The sequence below is a fragment of the Nocardiopsis lambiniae genome, from assembly GCF_031845465.1.
GTDB classification, from domain to species: domain Bacteria; phylum Actinomycetota; class Actinomycetes; order Streptosporangiales; family Streptosporangiaceae; genus Nocardiopsis; species Nocardiopsis lambiniae.
The window spans coordinates 17,759-35,868 of record NZ_JAVREP010000003.1 but is presented as its reverse complement, the minus strand read 5'-3'; the positions used below and the strand labels follow the sequence as shown (position 1 = coordinate 35,868).

At 69.9% G+C, this 18,110-nt stretch carries 19 protein-coding genes; 9 read left to right on the top strand and 10 right to left on the bottom strand.

Annotated features, from left to right (window positions below; translation table 11 throughout):
* Positions 1–8 precede the first annotated feature (8 nt).
* From RM479_RS06275 to RM479_RS06265, 3 genes are all read right to left on the bottom strand, one after another.
* Positions 9–1,319 (bottom strand): quaternary amine ABC transporter ATP-binding protein, encoded by a 1,311-nt coding sequence (locus RM479_RS06275; protein ID WP_311510768.1) that lies wholly within the window; start codon positions 1,317–1,319, stop codon positions 9–11.
* Complete coding sequence (locus RM479_RS06270; protein ID WP_311510767.1) at positions 1,316–2,887, bottom strand: GMC family oxidoreductase; 1,572 nt, start codon at positions 2,885–2,887, stop codon at positions 1,316–1,318. Before RM479_RS06270 ends, RM479_RS06275 begins: the two co-directional genes overlap by 4 nt.
* A gap of 102 nt (positions 2,888–2,989) precedes the next feature.
* Positions 2,990–4,540 carry an aldehyde dehydrogenase family protein gene (locus tag RM479_RS06265; protein WP_397221479.1) on the bottom strand — a complete coding sequence of 517 codons (1,551 nt, stop codon included), beginning with the start codon at positions 4,538–4,540 and terminating at the stop codon, positions 2,990–2,992.
* Positions 4,541–4,833: 293 nt separating this feature from the next.
* On the opposite strand from RM479_RS06265, the gene RM479_RS06260 reads away from it, so the two are divergent.
* Positions 4,834–5,496 carry a class II aldolase/adducin family protein gene (locus RM479_RS06260; protein ID WP_311510765.1) on the top strand — a complete coding sequence of 221 codons (663 nt, stop codon included), beginning with the start codon at positions 4,834–4,836 and terminating at the stop codon, positions 5,494–5,496.
* Positions 5,497–5,499: 3 nt separating this feature from the next.
* Here RM479_RS06260 and RM479_RS06255 read toward each other — a convergent pair whose 3' ends face one another.
* The 4 genes from RM479_RS06255 to RM479_RS06240 are packed head-to-tail and all read right to left on the bottom strand — an operon-like array spanning position 5,500 to position 8,082.
* Positions 5,500–6,045, bottom strand: coding sequence for a hypothetical protein (locus RM479_RS06255; RefSeq protein WP_311510764.1), 546 nt, complete (start codon positions 6,043–6,045; stop codon positions 5,500–5,502).
* A 27-nt stretch (positions 6,046–6,072) separates the two neighbouring features.
* Positions 6,073–6,354 (bottom strand): helix-turn-helix transcriptional regulator, encoded by a 282-nt coding sequence (locus RM479_RS06250; RefSeq protein ID WP_311510763.1) that lies wholly within the window; start codon positions 6,352–6,354, stop codon positions 6,073–6,075.
* On the bottom strand, positions 6,344–7,201 hold the full coding sequence (locus RM479_RS06245) for an ABC transporter permease (protein WP_311510762.1): 858 nt from the start codon (positions 7,199–7,201) through the stop codon (positions 6,344–6,346). The genes RM479_RS06250 and RM479_RS06245 overlap by 11 nt, the downstream gene beginning before the upstream one ends.
* Entirely contained in the window at positions 7,198–8,082 is an 885-nt protein-coding gene (locus RM479_RS06240) for an ABC transporter ATP-binding protein (protein ID WP_311511012.1), read from the bottom strand. The genes RM479_RS06245 and RM479_RS06240 overlap by 4 nt, the downstream gene beginning before the upstream one ends.
* A gap of 372 nt (positions 8,083–8,454) precedes the next feature.
* On the opposite strand from RM479_RS06240, the gene RM479_RS06235 reads away from it, so the two are divergent.
* Positions 8,455–8,847 (top strand): VOC family protein, encoded by a 393-nt coding sequence (locus RM479_RS06235; protein ID WP_274810653.1) that lies wholly within the window; start codon positions 8,455–8,457, stop codon positions 8,845–8,847.
* 3 nt (positions 8,848–8,850) lie between these two features.
* Here RM479_RS06235 and RM479_RS06230 read toward each other — a convergent pair whose 3' ends face one another.
* A complete protein-coding gene (locus RM479_RS06230) occupies positions 8,851–9,615 on the bottom strand; it encodes an alpha/beta fold hydrolase (RefSeq protein ID WP_311510761.1) in 765 nt (254 codons plus the stop codon).
* 151 nt (positions 9,616–9,766) lie between these two features.
* On the opposite strand from RM479_RS06230, the gene RM479_RS06225 reads away from it, so the two are divergent.
* The 4 genes from RM479_RS06225 (at position 9,767) to RM479_RS06210 (ending at position 12,893) form a co-directional block, all read left to right on the top strand.
* On the top strand, positions 9,767–10,285 hold the full coding sequence (locus tag RM479_RS06225; RefSeq protein WP_311510760.1) for a DinB family protein: 519 nt from the start codon (positions 9,767–9,769) through the stop codon (positions 10,283–10,285).
* 556 nt (positions 10,286–10,841) lie between these two features.
* Positions 10,842–11,147, top strand: a complete 306-nt coding sequence (locus RM479_RS06220) for a prevent-host-death family protein (RefSeq protein ID WP_311510759.1) — start codon at positions 10,842–10,844, stop codon at positions 11,145–11,147.
* A complete protein-coding gene (locus RM479_RS06215) occupies positions 11,147–11,665 on the top strand; it encodes a type II toxin-antitoxin system RelE family toxin (protein ID WP_311510758.1) in 519 nt (172 codons plus the stop codon). Before RM479_RS06220 ends, RM479_RS06215 begins: the two co-directional genes overlap by 1 nt.
* A 421-nt stretch (positions 11,666–12,086) precedes the next feature.
* Positions 12,087–12,893 (top strand): SURF1 family protein, encoded by an 807-nt coding sequence (locus RM479_RS06210; RefSeq protein ID WP_311510757.1) that lies wholly within the window; start codon positions 12,087–12,089, stop codon positions 12,891–12,893.
* On the opposite strand, the gene RM479_RS06205 is transcribed toward RM479_RS06210, so the two are convergent.
* Both RM479_RS06205 and RM479_RS06200 read right to left on the bottom strand, forming a co-directional pair.
* Positions 12,869–13,276, bottom strand: a complete 408-nt coding sequence (locus tag RM479_RS06205) for a DUF3817 domain-containing protein (RefSeq protein WP_311510756.1) — start codon at positions 13,274–13,276, stop codon at positions 12,869–12,871. The two genes, RM479_RS06210 and RM479_RS06205, sit on opposite strands and share 25 nt — an antisense overlap.
* 167 nt (positions 13,277–13,443) lie before the next feature.
* Positions 13,444–14,943 carry a glycosyltransferase family 2 protein gene (locus RM479_RS06200; protein ID WP_311510755.1) on the bottom strand — a complete coding sequence of 500 codons (1,500 nt, stop codon included), beginning with the start codon at positions 14,941–14,943 and terminating at the stop codon, positions 13,444–13,446.
* A gap of 388 nt (positions 14,944–15,331) precedes the next feature.
* On the opposite strand from RM479_RS06200, the gene RM479_RS06195 reads away from it, so the two are divergent.
* The 3 genes from RM479_RS06195 (at position 15,332) to RM479_RS06185 (ending at position 17,965) form a co-directional block, all read left to right on the top strand.
* Positions 15,332–16,039 carry a WbqC family protein gene (locus RM479_RS06195; protein WP_397221586.1) on the top strand — a complete coding sequence of 236 codons (708 nt, stop codon included), beginning with the start codon at positions 15,332–15,334 and terminating at the stop codon, positions 16,037–16,039.
* A gap of 119 nt (positions 16,040–16,158) precedes the next feature.
* On the top strand, positions 16,159–16,872 hold the full coding sequence (locus tag RM479_RS06190; protein ID WP_311510753.1) for a PIG-L deacetylase family protein: 714 nt from the start codon (positions 16,159–16,161) through the stop codon (positions 16,870–16,872).
* Positions 16,873–16,981: 109 nt separating this feature from the next.
* Positions 16,982–17,965, top strand: a complete 984-nt coding sequence (locus tag RM479_RS06185; RefSeq protein WP_311510752.1) for an NAD-dependent epimerase/dehydratase family protein — start codon at positions 16,982–16,984, stop codon at positions 17,963–17,965.
* The last annotated feature ends 145 nt before the right edge of the window (positions 17,966–18,110 follow it).

Genomic DNA, 18,110 nt, shown 5'->3' with positions numbered 1-18,110 from the left:
CGGTCACGTCACCCACCGCTCCCCGTCGGCGCCGGTCCGCCGTATCCGTCGGGGTCGACGACGGTGTCCCCGTCGGCCCGGGTGCCGGCGTCGGGGTTCCTGGGCACCGCCGCCTCCGCCGGCCCGTCCTCGCCCGGCCGGTCGGGTCCGGCGGCGCCGACATCGGAGATCCGGTTGTCGGAACCGTGGTCGACGAGGTGGTCCGACAGCTCCCCCACCGTCTCCTGCTCGATCGCGGCGGCGACGGAGGCGTCGTCCAACTGGTCCTCGGCGATGGCGCGCAGCACGTCGTCGCGGCCCACGTACCCGAGGAGCCGGCCGTTCTCCACGACCCGCACCGGGGCGGTGCTGGCGGCGAGCATCGGCAGCACCTCCGCCAGGACCGTGCCGGGCGCGGTGATCGGTCCGTCCGTGCTCTCCTCCGGGAAGGCGTCGCGCACCAGCCACCGGGCGGTGAGCACGGTGGTGCGGGCGACGTCGGAGGTGAAGTCGGCGACGTAGGCGTTGGCCGGTCGGCCCACCACCTCCTCGGGGGTGCCCACCTGGACGAGTTCGCCGTCGCGCATGATGGCGATGCGGTCGCCCAGCTTGAGCGCCTCCTGGAGGTCGTGCGTGATGAACACCGAGGTCTTGGCCAGCTCGCGTTGGAGGCGGACGACCTCCTGTTGCATGTCGCGTCGGATGAGCGGGTCCAGGGCGCTGAACGGTTCGTCGAACAGCAGCACCTCCGGGTCCACGGTCAGCGCCCGGGCCAGGCCGACGCGCTGCTGCATGCCGCCGGACAGCTCTCCCGGCCGGGAGTCCTCGTAGCCGGACAGGCCGACCATGTCGATCATCCGACCGGCCCGCTCGTACCGTTCGGTGCGCGTCATGCCGCGCACCTCCAGGCCGTAGGCGACGTTGTCGATGACCTTGCGGTTGGGCAGCAGCCCGAAGTGCTGGAACACCATGGCGATCTTGTAGCGGCGCAGTTCGCGCAGCCGCTGCGGGCTCGCCGTGCCGATGTCCTCCCCGTCGAGCACGACCTGCCCCGCGGTGGGTTCGATGAGCCGGGTCAGGCACCGGATGAGCGTGGACTTGCCGGACCCGGACAGGCCCATGACGACGAAGATCTCACCGGGGCGGACGTCGAAGGAGACGTCGCGCACCGCCACCGTGCAGCCGGTCTCCTCCTTGATCCGGTCCCGGTCGGCCCCTTCCAGGTCGGTGCCGACGATGGAGTCGGCGTTCTTGCCGAAGATCTTCCACAGGTTGCGGACGGAGAAGGTGACGTCAGCGTGCCCCGGAGGGACGGTGGGTTCGGTGGTCAGAGTGCTCATCGGCTCTCCTCGCGTTCGGCCCGGTGGTCCTCGCGCACCAGATCCGCGGCGCGCTCGCCCACGGCCAGGACCATGACCATGGGGTTGGGGGTGGGCAGGGTCGGGAAGACGGAGGCGTCCGCGATCCGCAGACCGCGCAGACCCCGCACCCGCAGGCGCGGATCGACGACGGCGTCGGGGTCGTCGGGGGCGCCCATCCTGCACGTGCCCGCGGGGTGGTAGACGGTGTGGGCCGCGCGTCGGCCGTACTCGGACAGCTCCTCGTCGCTGCGGATCCCGGGCCCGGGGGCGACCTCCTCCTCCAGCCACGACCGGAACGGCTCGGTCTCGGCGACCCGCCGGGCGATCTTGAGACCGTCCACGATGGTCCGTTCGTCGTAGCCGTCGGGGTCGGTGAAGTAGCGGAAGTCCAGGGCCGGTTTCACCTCGGGATCGGCGCTGGTGAGGTAGAGCCTGCCGCGCGAACGCGAGCGGGGGATGTTCGGCGTCATGCAGACGGCGTACCCGTCGGGCGGGGAGGCGTATCCCAGGCGCTTCGTGTTGTCGTCGAAGGGGATCTGGTAGATGTGGAACATCAGGTCCGGGCGCGGGTCGGAGTCGTCGCGCCGGACGAACAGGGCGGCGTCGGAGTCCATGACCGTGTTCTCCGGAACCGGCCGGCTCGTCCGCCACATGATGATCGACTCGGGGTGATCGAGCAGGTTCTCGCCCACGCCCGGCAGGTCGTGCCGGGGTTCGATGCCCACGTCGCGCAGGTCCTCGGCGTTGCCGATGCCGGAGAGCAGGAGCAGGCGGGGCGTGTCGACGGCGCCGGCGCACAGGATGACCTCGCGCCGCGCCGTGACGGCGATCCGCCTCCCGTCCCGGCCGACGGCCTCCACCCCGGTGGCGCGGTCGCCGTCCAGGACGATCCGGTCCACCCAGGTCTCCAGGAGGACGGTGAGGTTGTCGCGCACGTCCATGATGGGGTGCAGGTAGGCGACCGAGGCCGAGGAGCGGTACCCGGTGTAGGGGTCGTAGGCGATGGACAGGAACCCGGCGCCCTCGGCGAATCCGCCCCCGTGTGAGGTCACGGCGTTGAAGTCCTCGATGATCGGGACCCCGGTGGCCTCGGCGGCGGACTCCACCCAGTCGCGGACCATGGCGTTGCGGTCCTTCTCGGCGACCGGGACGATGTTGCACCTGATCCGGTCGGCGTAGCCCTGGACGGTGGCGTTGTCCCAGCCCTCGGCGCCGGCCGCGACCCAGTCGTCGAGGTCCTCGGCGAAGGGCCGGAAGCTGATGAGCGTGTTGTGCGAGGAGCAGCCGCCGAGCACGCGGGCCCGCGAGTGCAGGATGTGGGAGTTGCCGCGCGGCTGTTCGACGGTCGTGTACTTCATGTCGAGGTCGCCGTCCAGCACGCTCAACCAGTCGCGGAGGCGGAGCACGTGCTCCAGGTCCCGGTCGTCGGGCCCCCCCTCGATGAGGCACACGGTGGTGTCGGGGTCGTCGGTGAGCCGATGGGCGAGCACCGATCCCGCGGTGCCACCCCCGACGATGACGTAGTCGTAGGTCTCCTCGTGGGACACGGCCTGATTCCTCTCGTTGTGTCACCGGGGGATGCCGGGGAAATCGACCCGTGCTTCCTTGTCGTGCGTCGTGGCTCGGGGCGGGTCGCCCCGGGGGCCCGGTCAGCCGAACCAGCGCTGCGGTTCGGGTGCGAGGTTGCGGTAGACGTGCTTGGCCTCGCGGTACTCGTCGAGCCCCGACGGGCCGAGTTCGCGGCCGATGCCGCTGCGACCGAAACCGCCCCATTCGGCCCCCGGGAAGTAGGGTCCGTAGTCGTTGATCCAGACGGTGCCGTGGCGCAGGGCGGCGGCGACGCGTTCGCCGCGCCCGGTGTCGTCGGTCCACACGCCGCCGGAGAGCCCGTAGTCGGTGTCGTTGCCCAGGGCGATCGCCTCCTCCTCGGTGCGGAAGCGCTCGACGGTGACGACCGGGCCGAACACCTCGGTCCGCACGATGTCCATGGAGCGGTCGCAGTCGACGAGGACGGTGGGGCGGTAGAAGTAGCCGTCCCGCAGTTCCGGGTCGTCGGGGCGTCGGCCGCCGGCGATGATCCGGGCGCCCTCCTCGACGCCCCGGGCGACGGCCGCCTCGACCTTGGCGCGGTGCTGCTCGGAGACCAGCGGGCCGCAGCGCACGCCCTCCTGCTGACCGCGGCCGATGCGGATGGCCTCGGCGCGACGGGCCAGTTCGGCGGTGAAGGCGTCGTGGAGGTCCTCGTGGACGATGAGCCGCGCCCCGGCCGAGCACACCTGGCCGGAGTGGAAGAACGCGGCGGAGAGCGCGTAGTCCACGGCGGTGTCCAGGTCCACGTCGGGGAAGACGATGTTGGGGTTCTTGCCGCCGAGCTCCAGGGCGATCTTCTTGACCGTGGGCGCGGCGGCGGCCATGATCCGCTGCCCGGTGGCCAGGCCGCCGGTGAAGGACACCAGGTCCACGTCGGGGTGCTCGGACAGGGGCGCGCCGGCCTCGGGGCCACTCCCGGTGACCAGGTTGACCACCCCGTCGGGGACGCCCGCCTCCATCACCAGCTCCATGAGCTTGAGGGTGGTGACGGGGGTGACCTCGCTGGGTTTGATCACGCAGGTGTTCCCGGCGGCCAGGGCCGGGGCGAGCTTCCAGGCGAGCTGGAGCAGGGGGTAGTTCCACGGGGTGATGAGGCCGCAGACCCCGACGGGTTCGTACACGATCCTGCTGTGCACGCCCTCGGGCGCGGACACCAGGCGACCCGTGTCCTTGTCGGCCAGGCCCGCGTAGTAGCGGAAGACCTCGGTGACGTCGTCGACGTCGATGCCGCCCTCTTCGATGGTCTTGCCGGTGTCGAGGGACTCCATGACCGCGATCTCGGCGCGGTCGCGCTGGAGGAGGTCGGCGACGCGCTCCAGCAGACGCCCGCGCTCTCCGGCGGTGGTGCGCCGCCAGGGGCCGGCGAAGGCCCGCTTGGCGGCGGCGATGGCGTCCTCGGTATCGGCGCGCCCGCCCTCGCTCACGACGGTCAGCACGGAGGCGTCGGCGGGGTCGAGGATCTCCCTGACCCGCTCGTCCCGGGCGGCCCTCCACGTACCGTCGATGTGGAGGCTGGTGGCCCGGGTCGAACCCGGAGGCGCCAGGTAGGGGGCCTCGGGCAGGGTCTCATGGCGTTCGTTCACGGGTCCGGTTTCCCCTGGTTCGTTCATCACAAACGGTTTCTTCTCATGGGTCACTCATGTCACAACAACCGCGCGTTCCGCTCCGAACGACCGGAACGCCCCGCCCGGAAGCCGTCACCCGTGGTCGGCTCGGCGTGACGCCGGGGTGAAAAACTACGTCCCGGAGAGGTTCCCGTCACCGAGGACACCCTGCCCCGGGGGAATACAGGGGAGAGTCTTTGACGTACATTTAGGTGTACCTAAGTGGGTTCGCCCGGTCCTCGGGCGCCCAGCACCGACGGCCCGCCCCTGGGCCGTGACCGCGCACCCCTTGAGGAAAAATGCTGCTGGAACAGGAACGACGGGATCTCTGCCTCACCGCCCGCGCCCTCGCCACCGCCCCGGGCGTGGCACCGGGCGAGTCCGCGACGCTGAGCGTCCGCAGCGGTGACCTGGTGGTGGTCACACCTCACGGGGTGCCGTTGGACCAGATCCAGGCGGCGGACTGCCCGGTGATGTCGCTGGACGACCGGATGATGGAGGGCCGCCGCGACCCGGCCGCCGAGACGACGCTGCACATGGCCGTGCACCGGCAGGCGGCGGACCACGGGCGCGAGGTCACCGCCGTGGTCAACGCCTTCACCGCCGACACCGTCGCGGTCTCCTCGGTCCTGGCGGAGCTGCCCCCGATCCACCACCGCGCCGCCGGACTCGGCGGGGCCGTCGCCGTCACCCCGTACACCACCTACGGCACCGGGGACATCGCCGACCAGGCGGTCAAGGCCCTCAAGGGCCGCGACGCCGCGCTGCTGTCGAACCACGGCGGGATGGCCCTGGGCCGGGGCCTGGAACACGCGCTGGAGAACCTGCGCCTGCTCGACTGGCTGTGCGCCACCTACCTGCGGGCCCGGCAGCTGGGCGAGCCCCGCGTCCTGTCCGAGGACGAGCTCGCCGCGATCTCCCACCGCGACACCTACGGCTGGGCAGGCCCCGACATCTGGTGACGGCTACTCGTCGTCGGGGACCTCGTCGGGGCGGGTCCAGGCCAGGAAGCAGGCGGGGAACGCGGCGTGGGTCATGGCGGTGATCACCACCAAGGGGGCGAGGACGGCCAGCGGAAGCTCCGCGCCCATGCCGCTCCCGGGCGCCGCCGTGGCGAAGGCGGCGGTCACCGCGATGAGCAGGGTCGCCAGGCCGGCGGTCACGTGGTGCCCGAGCAGGGTGGCACGGTCCATCTCCGCGCGCTGGAACTCGTCCACGCCCCGGTAGCCCACCACCCAGCGGGTGGCGATGTTGACCTGGGTGGCGATCACCATGGTCGACAGCATCAGGACCACGAACCCGACGAGCGAGATGAACGGGATCGGCGACCACGCGGCGTCGACGACGAGCGGGAGTGCGAGGAACAGCGCGGCCGTCAGGGTGGTGGCCGTCAGGACGACCACCGCGATACGGCGGCGCGAGCGCGCCGCCCAGAACGCCCGCCGACGCGGGTTCTCGACCATGGCGCGCATGCGCTCCTGGGTCCGGCTGTCGGGTCGTCCGATGAACATGGTGCTCCTTCGATGGTTCGGGTCGGGTCAGTGGCCGATGCGGGGGAAGGGCTCGGTGGAGAAGACGACCTCCACCGGGACCTCGAAGTAGTGGGCGATCCGCAGCGCCAGGTGGAGGCTGGGGCTGTACTCGCCCCGCTCCAGGTAGCCGATGGTCTGGTAGTGCACCCCGAGCGCCTCGGCGAGCCGGCGCCGTGACACGTCCCGCTCGGCCCGCAGCATGGCGATGCGGTTGTGGATGACCTCGGCGTTCCCGGCCGCGGCCTTGCCGCGGCGGCCGGAACCGCCCTCCTGCTCCTCAGTAGCCACGCTGTATCGCCTTCTCCCTGGCCTCTTGGACCCTCGACCCCGACGTCCCGCGGGCCATCCGTCGCAGCACCCACTGCGCGACGGCGAACCCGACCACGGCCCACAGTGCCAGGACCACGGCGACCTGGGGCAGCCGCCAGGAGCCCGCGAGTTCGAGGACGGCGTCGGCCTCGGGCAGGACGGCGGCGCGCACGCCCAGGCCGGCCCAGTACGCGGGGAAGACCTGGGCGACGGTCTGGAGCCAGCCCGGCATCCAGGTGATCGGGAACAGCACCCCGGAGATGCCGGTCAGTCCCAGGACGGGGAGCATGAGCAGGCCGACGCCGGTGCGCGGGTTGCTCAGGACCGCGCCGACGATGGCCCCGATCGGGGCCAGGGCGAGCAGGGTCAGCAGGCACACCCAGACCAGGGTGATCGCGCCGGAGACGCCCTGGACGGCGAAGCCGTCGACGAAGAGCAGGCCGGGCAGCAGCATGAGCGCCAGCGACACGACCGCCATCGTGAGGAGGTGCCAGCTCTTGGCCACGGTGTAGCCGAGCATCCCGTTGGGGGCGACGCGGGCGCGCAGCAGGGTGCCGTCCTCACGCTCACTACCGATGACCTGGGCGATCGTCACGGTGCCGAGCATCAGCAGGAGCATCGTCACACCGGTCGTCATGAGGAACGCGGAGAGCGGGGTCCGCCCGCCCTCCACCGTGGAGTCCGCGGAGAACACGGCGATGGCCAGGAAGAGGGCGGGGGTGAGCAGGTAGCCGCCGAGCACCTCTCCCACGTTGGCGAACGAGTTCTTGAACTCGATCCAGCCGCGTGAGAGGCCGGCGCGGACGGCGTTGGGGACGGGGTTCATCGGATCTCCTCGGCGAACTCGGCGGCGGCGCGCTCGGCGTCGCCGGACTCGGAGCGCTGGACCAGGTCCAGGTAGACCTCCTCCAGGGAGGGGCGGAGCACGCGCAGGTCGGTGATGTCGTCGCCGTGTACGCGGTACAGCTCGGCGACGTGCCGGGCCGGGTCGTCGGTGGAGTGCACGTGGCGGGCCCCGTCGACGCTCCAGGTGACCTCGCTCTGTCGTCCCACCAGGGTGGAGAGCCGGTCGGCGCTGCCGTCGGCGACGATGCGCCCGCCCGCCAGGATGAGGATGCGGTCGGAGAGCTTCTCCGCCTCGGCGAGGTCGTGGGTGGTGAGCAGGATGGTGGTGTCCTCCTCGTCGGCGAGCCGGTGGACCAGTTCGTGGAAGTCACGCCGGGCCTGCGGGTCCAGCCCGGTGGTGGGCTCGTCGAGGAAGAGCAACTCGGGGCGGCCGACCAGCCCCAGGGCGACGTCGACGCGGCGACGCTGGCCGCCGGAGAGGGTGCGCACCCGCTTGCGGGCGTGCTCGGTGAGGCCGAGCGCCGCCAACAGTCCGTCGGTGTCGTGGGGCCGGGTCCGCCCCGGCTCGGAGTAGGGGGCGTGGAAGCGACCGAAGTGGTCGACCAGGTCGCGCACCCTCCAGGCGCCGTGATCGCGCCAGGACTGCATGACCACCCCGAGTCGGGACCGCCAGCGTTCGTCGCCGCGGGCGGGGTCCATGCCCAGCACCTCGACCCGGCCGGCCGAGCGGGCCCGGAAGCCCTCCAGGATCTCGATGGTGGTGGTCTTGCCGGCACCGTTGGGCCCCAGCAGGGCGATGACCTCACCTCGGCGGGCGGTCAGGTCGACGCCGCGCAGGACCTCGGTCCGGCCGTAGTTCATGCGCAGGTCGCGCACGATGATCACGGGTTCCTCGGGGCTTCCGAAGGTCTGGTCGCGGGCCACCGATCGCACTCGGACATCCGTCACGGTCACACCTCATCGTCGTCTCTCTACTGCGATCGATAGTACATGTACTACATTAATAAGAACAGTCACTACATATCGATGGAGGGAGAAGACGGCTCGGGCGGAGGGGCCACCGGCGGTGGAGGACAGGGGTGTGGCCGCATGCGGCCGGACGCGAAAATCCGCGCGTTCCCCGTGTCGGCGCCACGGATCAGCCGAAAACCGGGTACGCATACTCAGGAAGGACGTCACCCCGAGACCCCACACTGGTGCCGACGATCACAGACCCCGCTGGGAGGCCCCCGAATGCGCTGTAGCTATATCCGGCTCCTCGTCGACGACTACGAGGCCTGCTTCCGTTTCTACGCCGACGTGCTCGAACTCCCGGTCCTGCGCGGCGACGAGAAGAGCCGCTACGCCGAGTTCGACGTGGAGTCCGGCACCCGCCTCGCGCTCAACCAGCGCGAGGTCATGGCCGAGGCGCTGGAGACCGACACCGCCGACCCCGAACTCCCGCACCAGGACCGCATGGCCGTGGTGTTCGAGGTGGACGACGTGGACGCCACCGCGGCCCGACTGGTCGCCGACGGCGCCCCCCAGGTGATGGCGCCCCGCGACTGGACGGCCTGGGGGATCCGGGCCGCCCACTTCCGCGACCCGGACGGCTACCTGTTGGAGATCAGCCGACCGCTCCTGTGAGCGTCACGGGGCCACATGGGCCACCAGCAGTTCGTTGACCCGGTCGGCCCGCTCCACTCCGAGCAGGTGCGCCGCCCCGGTGACCACCTCGAACCGGGAGTCGGGGAGGCCGTCGGCGAGCCTGCGCCCGTGACCGGGCGGCAGCAGCGGATCGTGCGCGGCCGACACCACCAGGGTGGGAGCCCGCACGCCCGCGACCAGGTGCCGCTGGTCCATGCCGTGCACCGCGTCGCACACCGCCGCGAAGGCGTCGGAGTCGACCTTTCCGAGGTTCCCGGTGAACCGGTCGACGACCTCGGGGCGCTCCTCCGCCATGTCCGGGGTGAACCAGGGCAGCGACACGTCGGCGACCACGGCCTCCATGCCCGTTTCACGCGCCCGGTCGGCGATCCGATCCCAGCGGTGCATGAGCGGAGTGCGCGGAGCGGCGGACATGAGGACGATCCGCTCCAGCGTGCGCGGCGAATTGGCGGCGATCCACACCAGCAGCGAGGAGGCGAACCCGGCGCCCACCGCCGACACCCGGTTGAACTCCAGGACCTCCAGCAGACCGAGCACGTCCAGGGCCAGGTCCTCGATGCCGCAGGCGTCGGCCGAGGCGGGCGAGGAACCGTGGCCGCGGTGGTCGACCCGCAGGACACGACGGTTGCGGGTCAGTTCGGGCATCTGTGGTTCCCACACCGACATGGTGGTGCCGAAGGGCGGGACGAGCAGCACGACGGGCGCGTGTCGCGGTCCGTCGATCCGGTACTGGAGCGGAATGGTCATGAGGCCTCCGAGTCGCCAGAACGCCAGGGTATCCGGAAGGACCCGAAAGACCCCACGATCACCTGCCTTCTCCTTCGAGTGGAGGACCGGATCCGTCCTACACGCTTCCTAGGGTGGGATCACCGACACGGCGACAGCGAAGGTGGTCATGATGGCAACGGTGACGGACGCCGAGCGCACCTCCCTCCTGAGGATGCTCGCGGACCAGCGCGGCTTCCTCCGGCACACGGTGGAGGGACTGGACGACGAGCGGGCGACCCGGCGCACCACCGCGAGCGAACTGACCCTGGCGGGCCTGGTGAAGCACGTGACACAGGTCGAGGAGAACTGGATGCGGTTCGTGGTGGACGGCCCGCCCACCGAGCCGATCGACTACGAGGACCCGAGCGCTCACGTCGAGCACGAGAGGGGCTTCCGACTCCTGGACGGGGAGACCCTGGAGGGTGCCCTCGCCGAGTACGACCGGGTCGCCGCCGAGACGGATCGGCTGGTCCTGTCCCTGCCCGACCTGGAGTCGAGCCACCCGCTCCCGGACGCCCCGTGGTTCGAGGGCGGCGCCTCCTACTCGGTCCGCGACGTGCTGCTGCACATCCTGCGCGAGACCGCCCAGCACTGCGGGCACGCCGACATCATCCGCGAGTCCCTCGACGGCCGGAAGACCATGGGCTGACCACGCCCGCGACCGGCGCGGTGAGGTAGGGGATGCTCGTGCACCGCCATGGTGCCCGCCGACGCCCGGAGCAGGCCGTCGAGGATCTTCGACGTCACGGTGGTCCACCCGATCCACCCGAGGCCGGAGCCGTCCGGGACGGCATCCGGCGTTCGGTGGCCCACCACTCGACGGCCCGGGAAGGGGGCACGCTCGCTCCGCGCGAGGTGGGGCCCTCCCGGATCAGCGGCGGGCGGTGGGCGCGGAACCGCCAAAGGAGTGCGACGAGGCCCGTGGCCACGCCGACGGGGTGCGCCCGATGGGCGCACCCCGTGGAAAAAGGTGGCGAGGATCGCTTCCGCATCCCGTGCGGCCAGCGGAACCAGGAGCATCCGGCTACCACCAGGACCAGGTGGAGACGGGCAGGGCGCCCCCCGGGACATCCGGAAGCATCTGGGGACACTCGGATACCCGGGCGGCGGTATCAAGACGAGTATCAGCGGTGGGGAGCCCGAGCCGGGAACGGTTCGGGCGCCCCACCGTCGCCAATCTGTATATTTTTCTATACAGTTGGGAGATGGCGATCTTTGAGCACACCCGGGAGATCAGCGTGACCGATGCGGCCAGACGCGGCGTCGCCGGTATCGTCCACGACGCGGAACAAGGAACCGAGGTCATCGTGACCCGTCGGCGCGAACCTGTCGCGGCCGTGGTCGCGTTCACCCGACTGGCCGAACTGGAGCAGGCCGAGGCGGACCTCAAGGACCTCGCTCTGGTCATGGCGCGAGAGCTCACCGAGAGCGGGCGACGAACCTCCATGGACGGTGTACTGGCCGCCTTCGGGCACAGCCGGTCCTCACTCGAAGAACTCCCCGAGGACTGATGGCCGAGATCACCTTTACCGATGCCGCCGTCGACGACTTGCGGCGGCTCGGCCCGGACGCCGTACCCAAGGTCCTGAAGAAGGTCCTGCTGTTGGAGGAGAACCCGGAGGCGGGCTACCCCCTGGGAGGTGGGCTCACGGGGTTCCGCAAGCTGATCGTCGGGCGCAACACCTGGCGTGTCGTCTACCGGATCACCGATGACAAGAGCGTGGAGGTATGCGAGGTCTGGGCCGTGGGAGCACGGGCGGACGCCCAGGTGTATTCCGAGGCCTCCCGGCGGGTACGGGAGGCCTCGGACGGCTCCCCCACAGCCCGACGGCTCGCCGCCGTCCTCGAACACCTCGGCAGAGGGGCCGAACCGGCGACCCGGGAACCGACGCCCCGGCGGGATCCGGTCCCGGACTGGCTGGCCGAGCGCCTGATCCACACCGTCGGGATGCTCCCTGAGAAGGTGGCCGCTCTCGACCTGGAGCAGGCCGTGGACCTCTGGGCCGACTTCCGCGCCCGCCCCCACTGACCCGGCAGCACGGGTGTCACCGCATCCCAGAGTGTGGGAACGAGAACGGGGACGCCCCACCGAACAGTGGAAACGTCCCCGTCTACGAGGTGGCGAGGATCGCTTCCGCATCCCCCCTCAAAGTACGGAAGCGACCCTCGCGCTGGGAGCGGCCTGCGACTCCTCCCCCCTGGAGTCGCGGCCTTGAAGGCCTGTCACGCGGTCGGCTCGGTGCGCTCTGCGGCCCGTGGGGCCCGGAGCGACTTTGTCGTTCCGCGTTGATAGAGACACTACCCACCACGACCTCGCAAGACAACCCTCAGTCACGAGAAACTACTTAAAGTGATGGCCATCGCTCCGTCGACACCGCGCCAAGGGGCCGTGGGCAGTGTCAACCCGGGGTCATGAACACCCTCTCTGAAGGCGCGCATAGCCTGGTCGGGTGAGATCACCGTTGCTCAGTCCTCGGTGGATCGGCATCCACCTCGTCGCCCTTCTGGTCGCCGTTGTGTGCGTCGCCGGTACCGCCTGGCAGTTCGCCCGCGCCTTCGAGCCCGACCGCGAGGTCATCACCAACCCGGCGGAGGACCTCGCCGACGCCGTGCCCCTGGAGGGGCTGCTCGAACCCGGCGAGTACCTGCACCCGGACGGCTTCGCCAACACCGCGGTGACCGTCAGCGGCCGTTACGCCCCCGAGGACCTCCTGCTGGTCCCGCGTCAGCAGGACGGGGTCCGCGGCCACGACGTCATCCTGCCGCTGGTCACCGCCGAGGGCGCCGCCGTCACGGTCGGCCGCGGCTGGGTCCCCGAGGGAGCGGAGATCCCCGAGGTCACCACCGACGAGGTCACCGTCACCGGGTGGCTGCTGCCCCCCGTGAAGGACGGCGGGTTCACCCCGATCGCCACGGAGGAGGGGACGATCGAACGGATCGCCACCTCCCTGCTCGTCAACGAGTGGGATCACCCCCTCTACGAGGGGTACGTCGTCCTGCCCGAGGGCGACCCGGCGGCCGAGGGACTCACCCCCGTGCCCCCGCCCGAGCCCCCCACCGGGCTCACCGTCAACTGGCGCAGCCTGAGCTACACCGTCCAGTGGGCGATGTTCGGCGTCTCCGGCGTGGTGTTCTGGATCCTGACGATGCGCCGCGAACTGGCCGACGCCCGAGCCGCCCGGGACGACGCAGGGACCCCCTCCGCGTCGGAGGAGGCCCCTGCGGGCGAGGATCAGCCGGCGGTCGCGGGTTCCTGAGCCTCCGCGGCTCCGGACTCCCGGGCCTTCTCCGTCTCGACCACCTTGTGCTCGACCACGAAACCGAGGATCGGGATGGTGCCGGCCAGGACGACGCCGAGGGTCTTGGGCGCGCTCCACCGCCGGTCCAGGGCCACCCAGAGCACCACCAGCACGTACACCATGTAGATGTAGCCGTGCGGCATCGCGATGAACAGCATCAGCGGCGACTCCGGGCCGAACCAGTGCTCCAGCCCCGCCGGCGCCGACACCAGGGAGAAGCGCGCGGTCTCCCCGACGAGGTACTTGGCGGGCATGGCCACGAAGGTCAGCCCGAGAAGGAAGACGCCCGTCACATAGGCCAGCACCCGGTACAACACCAACGACACCCGGCTCTTGTCCACCGCTACTTCCCACCCACTCGGACGACTCGTACCCCGAGAAGGGTCGGGGTCCCTTTCCCGAGGCTAGACGCTGTCCGGAACCGGCCGTCCCCGGGGTGGTGCGTGCCGTCCCTCACTTCGCGGAACACGCCCTCGGAGCGCGGGCCGGATCCCGCGCCCCTCCCGGTTCACTTCTTGGCGACGCGGTCCGGACTGGACCAGCGGCCGTCGGACTCGGCGGTCCAGGCCTTCGGGAGCATCTTGAGCGTGATGAAGGCGTCGACCACGCGGATCGGGAAGAAGAGCAGACCGTAGATCAGGTACGACGGGCGCCGCCGGATCGCCGTCATGGCGCAGGTGAGCATGTAGTCGGGGATGAGCAGACCCATCGCGAGCGCCGTCAGCGGCAGGAACGCGCTGACCGCGGTGAAGGACGTCCCCACGAAGGGCACGGCCACGAACGACGCCCCCGCCAACGTCCCGACCAGGACGAACCCCGCGATCAGCGTGGTCAGCAGCAGGATCAGGGAGACCACCACCACTTCGAGGATGTACAGCCCCAGGAAGAACCAGAACATGCTCGGCCAGACACCGTGGCGCCGCACCGTCTGCCAGAAGCCCAGCGTCCACCGGCCGACCTGCTTGCGGTAGTCGACGAACGTGAACGGATCCTGGCTGTAGGCCTTGGTGTCGGGGTTCATCGAGATCCTGCCGAGGCGCTTGTGGTGCACCTCGAAGGTCATGTTGAAGTCCTCGATGACCAGGCCCTTGGGGTTGACCTCGATCTCGCGCAGCGCCTCGCTGCGGTAGACGCTGGCGAACCCGGGGACGATGAACGAGGCGTTGGTGCCGCGCCAGGTCTGCCCGAACCGCATGAGGTACTGGAGCATGAAGTACAGGCGGTCGCGGTAGGCGGAGATCATCCGCCCGATGAAGGTGCGCTCGTTCGGCTTCCACTCCGACACCACGAACCCGGCGACGGCGGCGACGCCGGGATCGCGCAGCTGGCGTCGGGCCCCCTCGACGTAACCGGCGTCGAGTTCGGTGTCGGCGTCGAGGATGAGGACGCCGTCGTAGTTGTCGGTCAGCGAGAACTCCTCGATGACCGCCTCGATGGCGCCCGCCTTGCCGCGGTTGGTGAGCAACTCCAGCACGTTGACGCCGGTCTTGGCGGCGATGTCGGCGGTGGAGTCCTTGGACGAGTCCGACACCACGTAGATGTCCCACCGGGGGAACAGCCCCAGTGCCGAGGAGATGGCCCCGCCGATGACGGGCTCCTCGTTGTGGGCCGGGATGATCACGGCGAGGGAGGCGTCCGGAGGGGCCTCCCCGCCCGTGGTCGCCACGGCGGTGTCCGTGTCGGCGCCCTCCCCCCCGGCGCCGGCGGAGCCGCCGGAACCGACCAGGACGCGTTCACGGGAACGGACCGCCGGGCGAGCGCCGGCGGTGGAGTCGCGCCTCAGTACGGCGCGGACGGAGTCGTCGCCCAGGCGCAGCAGCCCGATGACGGTCCAGAGCAGAAGGTTGGCGCCGAAGGCCAGCCACAGGAAGACATACCCCACGGGGCCGAGACCGGCTGCGGCGGCCATGTCGGTCGCGAAGTCGAACCAGAAGACGAAGAGTGCGACGGCCAAGGCCAGGGCGAACGACCCGACCAACAGACCACCGACGAAACGTACGATACGCACAGCCTTGGGACCCCTCCCGAAAGTCATCGGTTTCGGACCGACGTTAACCCGCTAAGTCTGCGTTAGGTTGACGCCCTGCCAGCTGGAGGGGTTCACCCGAGTTCGCGTCCTATGTAGGCCACGCAAATCGTATACACGGGCTTGCGTGAGGTGGTACCCATTAGAAGATATTTGAGACAGGGGATCGGAGGCGTACGCGCCACCGGTTTATCCGAGGCCGACCGAACCCCTCGGAGAGCCCTGTGAAGCATGACGGACGGAGAGAAGGAGAATGCTCGGCGTGATCGGCGAATCCACATCCCCCTCGCCCGATCCCGATCCCGAGACTCCGGCCCGACAGCCGGGGGACCGACCCCTCACCAGCGAGGAGTCGGGGCCTGCTCAGGGGATCCGGGTGGCGGTGCACCAACCCCACTACCTGCCGTGGCTGGGGATGGTCGACAAACTCGACCGATGCGACCGTTTCGTTGTCCTCGATACGGTCCAGTTCGAGCGTCGCGGTTGGCAAAACCGCAACTATGTGGCCGGACGTGGCCGGCCGGTACTGCTGACCGTCCCGGTGAACCAGGGCAGTCGCGACGATCGAATTCTGGACAAAGTCATTGACAACAGCCAGAAATGGAGGAGCAAGCACTACAAGGCACTGGCCGAACACTGCTACTCCAAAACGCCCTACTGGAGCGATTTCAAGGACGAAATCGTTCACCTGTACGAAACCGAGTGGAACGACCTCGCGGAGCTGGCCATCGCGACGATGCGGTCGGTGATGCGCGGCTTCGGGATCGACACGCCGATCCTGCGCGCGAGCGAGATCGGTGACTTCCCCGGCCAGAAGAGCGAACTGCTGGCCCAGATCTGCGCCAAGACAGGAGCGGACGTCCTGTTGTCCGGCGACGGCGCACGGGACTACCTGAACCCGGAGATCCTGCTGAGGTACGGGATCGACGTGGAGTGGCAGGGCTTCCAGCACCCGGTCTACCGCCAGCACCAGCGAGAGGCCGACGACTTCGCGCCCCGGCTGTCGGCACTCGACCTGCTGTTCAACGCGGGTCCCGACGCCCTGGAGATCCTCCGACGGGCGAGAACGCAGAGCTGATCTCAAGAGTCGATCTCTCCGCGGTGGCCCTCCGGTCGCCGCGACGCCCGGGACGCCTTCACGCTCGAAGCGGTCGTGGACGGGCGCGCCCCTCACTCGGCAAAGGACGGGAAAGCAGCATGATGACGGACTGGTCCCAGGAACGCATCCTGGTCTACGCCCCCCACCCCGACGACGAGACACTCGGCTGCGGTGGTCTCATGAGCAAGGCCAAGGCCGCCGGCGCCGAGGTGTTCGTGCAGTTCATCACCGTCGGGGACACCGCAGACCAGTCGCCGAAGGGCTTCTCCACCGCGGAGGAGCGCTACGCCGAGATCAAGAAGGTCGCCGACCACTTCCGCTGGGACGACTGGCACATGGCTCTGCCCGGCGACGAGTACCACCTGAGGCTGGACGCCGTCCCGAGGGTGGACATCGCCCACATCATCGAGGCCTCCAGCCCGCTGTCCATGTCCCGCCTGCGTCCCACCGTGGTCGTCGCGCCCCACCGGACCAGTTACAACCAGGACCACCAGGCCATCGCCGAGGCCGTGCACACCGCGCTGCGCCCCTCCGACCGCGCGCTGCGCCACCACCCCCGACTGGCGCTCGCCTACGAGGAGGCCGCCGACCAGTGGCGGCTGGAGCCGACCTGCTCCCCCGGCCTCATCGTGGAACTGTCCGAGAAGGAGGTGGGGGACAAGATCCACGCCATGGAACTGTACGGATCGCAGTGCCACCGACACCCCCACACCCGCTCGGAGTTGACCTTGCGCAGCCTGGCGGCCCTCCGGGGCATGCAGGCCGGCGTGGCCTTCGGAGAGGGTTTCCACGTTCTACGCTGCCTGGCCTGACCGATGCCGGCCACCCGCTCCGGCGACACGACTCCCCCGCCATCCCATTCGCGCCATCACCCCGTGCAGCAAGACGACACAACGCCTGTGAAAAAGTGGAGGGGAAACCATGAAGGCTGTAGTCACCGGTGGAGCCGGGTTCATCGGCTCCCACTTGTGCGACCACCTCGTCGCGCAGGGACATGAGGTGGTCGTCCTGGACGACCTGTCGACCGGTTCATCGGAGAATCTGGTCCACCTGGAGAACACACCGGGCTTCCGTTTCGTCCAGGGGGACATCCTGGACCGGGATCTGGTCCACGACCTGGTGGCGGAGGCGGACACCGTGTTCCACCTCGCCGCGGCGGTGGGCGTCTACAACATCGTGGACAACCCGCTGCGCTCCCTGCGGATCAACCTGCACGGCACGGAGAACGTGGTCGAGGCCGCGGTCGCCAACCGGGTGCCCTACATGGTGGCGTCCACCAGCGAGGTCTACGGCAAGAACGACACCGACGGCCTCAAGGAGGACGACGACCGGATCTACGGTTCGGCCACCAAGAGTCGCTGGTCCTACGCCGCCGCCAAGGGACTGGACGAACTGGTCGCCTACGTGCACGGTTCCGAGTCGGGCGTTCCGTGCGTGATCACCCGGTTCTTCAACGTGGTGGGGCCCCGACAGACCGGACGCTACGGGATGGTCGTGCCCCGGTTCGTCGAGCAGGCCCTCTCGGGCCGGCCGATCACCGTGTACGGGACGGGGGCGCAGCGCCGCTGCTTCGGCTCGGTGTACGACGTGGTCCCCGGCCTGTTGCGGCTGATGGACACCCCGGAGGCCTACAACCGGGCCGTCAACCTGGGCGGACACGAGGAGGTCTCCATCAAGGGGCTGGCCGACCGGGTGGTGGAGTTGACCGGGTCGAACAGCGAGATCGTCTACATCGACTACGACGAGGCCTACGGTGAGGGGTACGAGGACATGCAGCGCCGCTACCCGGACACCTCGCTGGCCAAGGCCCTGGTCGGGTACGAACCGACCCGGGACCTCAACGCCATCATCGACTCGATCGTGACGTACCGCCGGACCCAGGAAGGCGTTCCGCAGCCGGTGTAGGGCACACCCGACGCACGTTCCCCACTCGATCGAGGCCGGGAACGCCGGACGTTCTCCGAGATCCCGCCTCTCGCCCGTCCAGGGCACACCACTCCATCCCCGCCCATGGAGACGACCGGCCCCACTCGCCACCGGCTCCGGATTC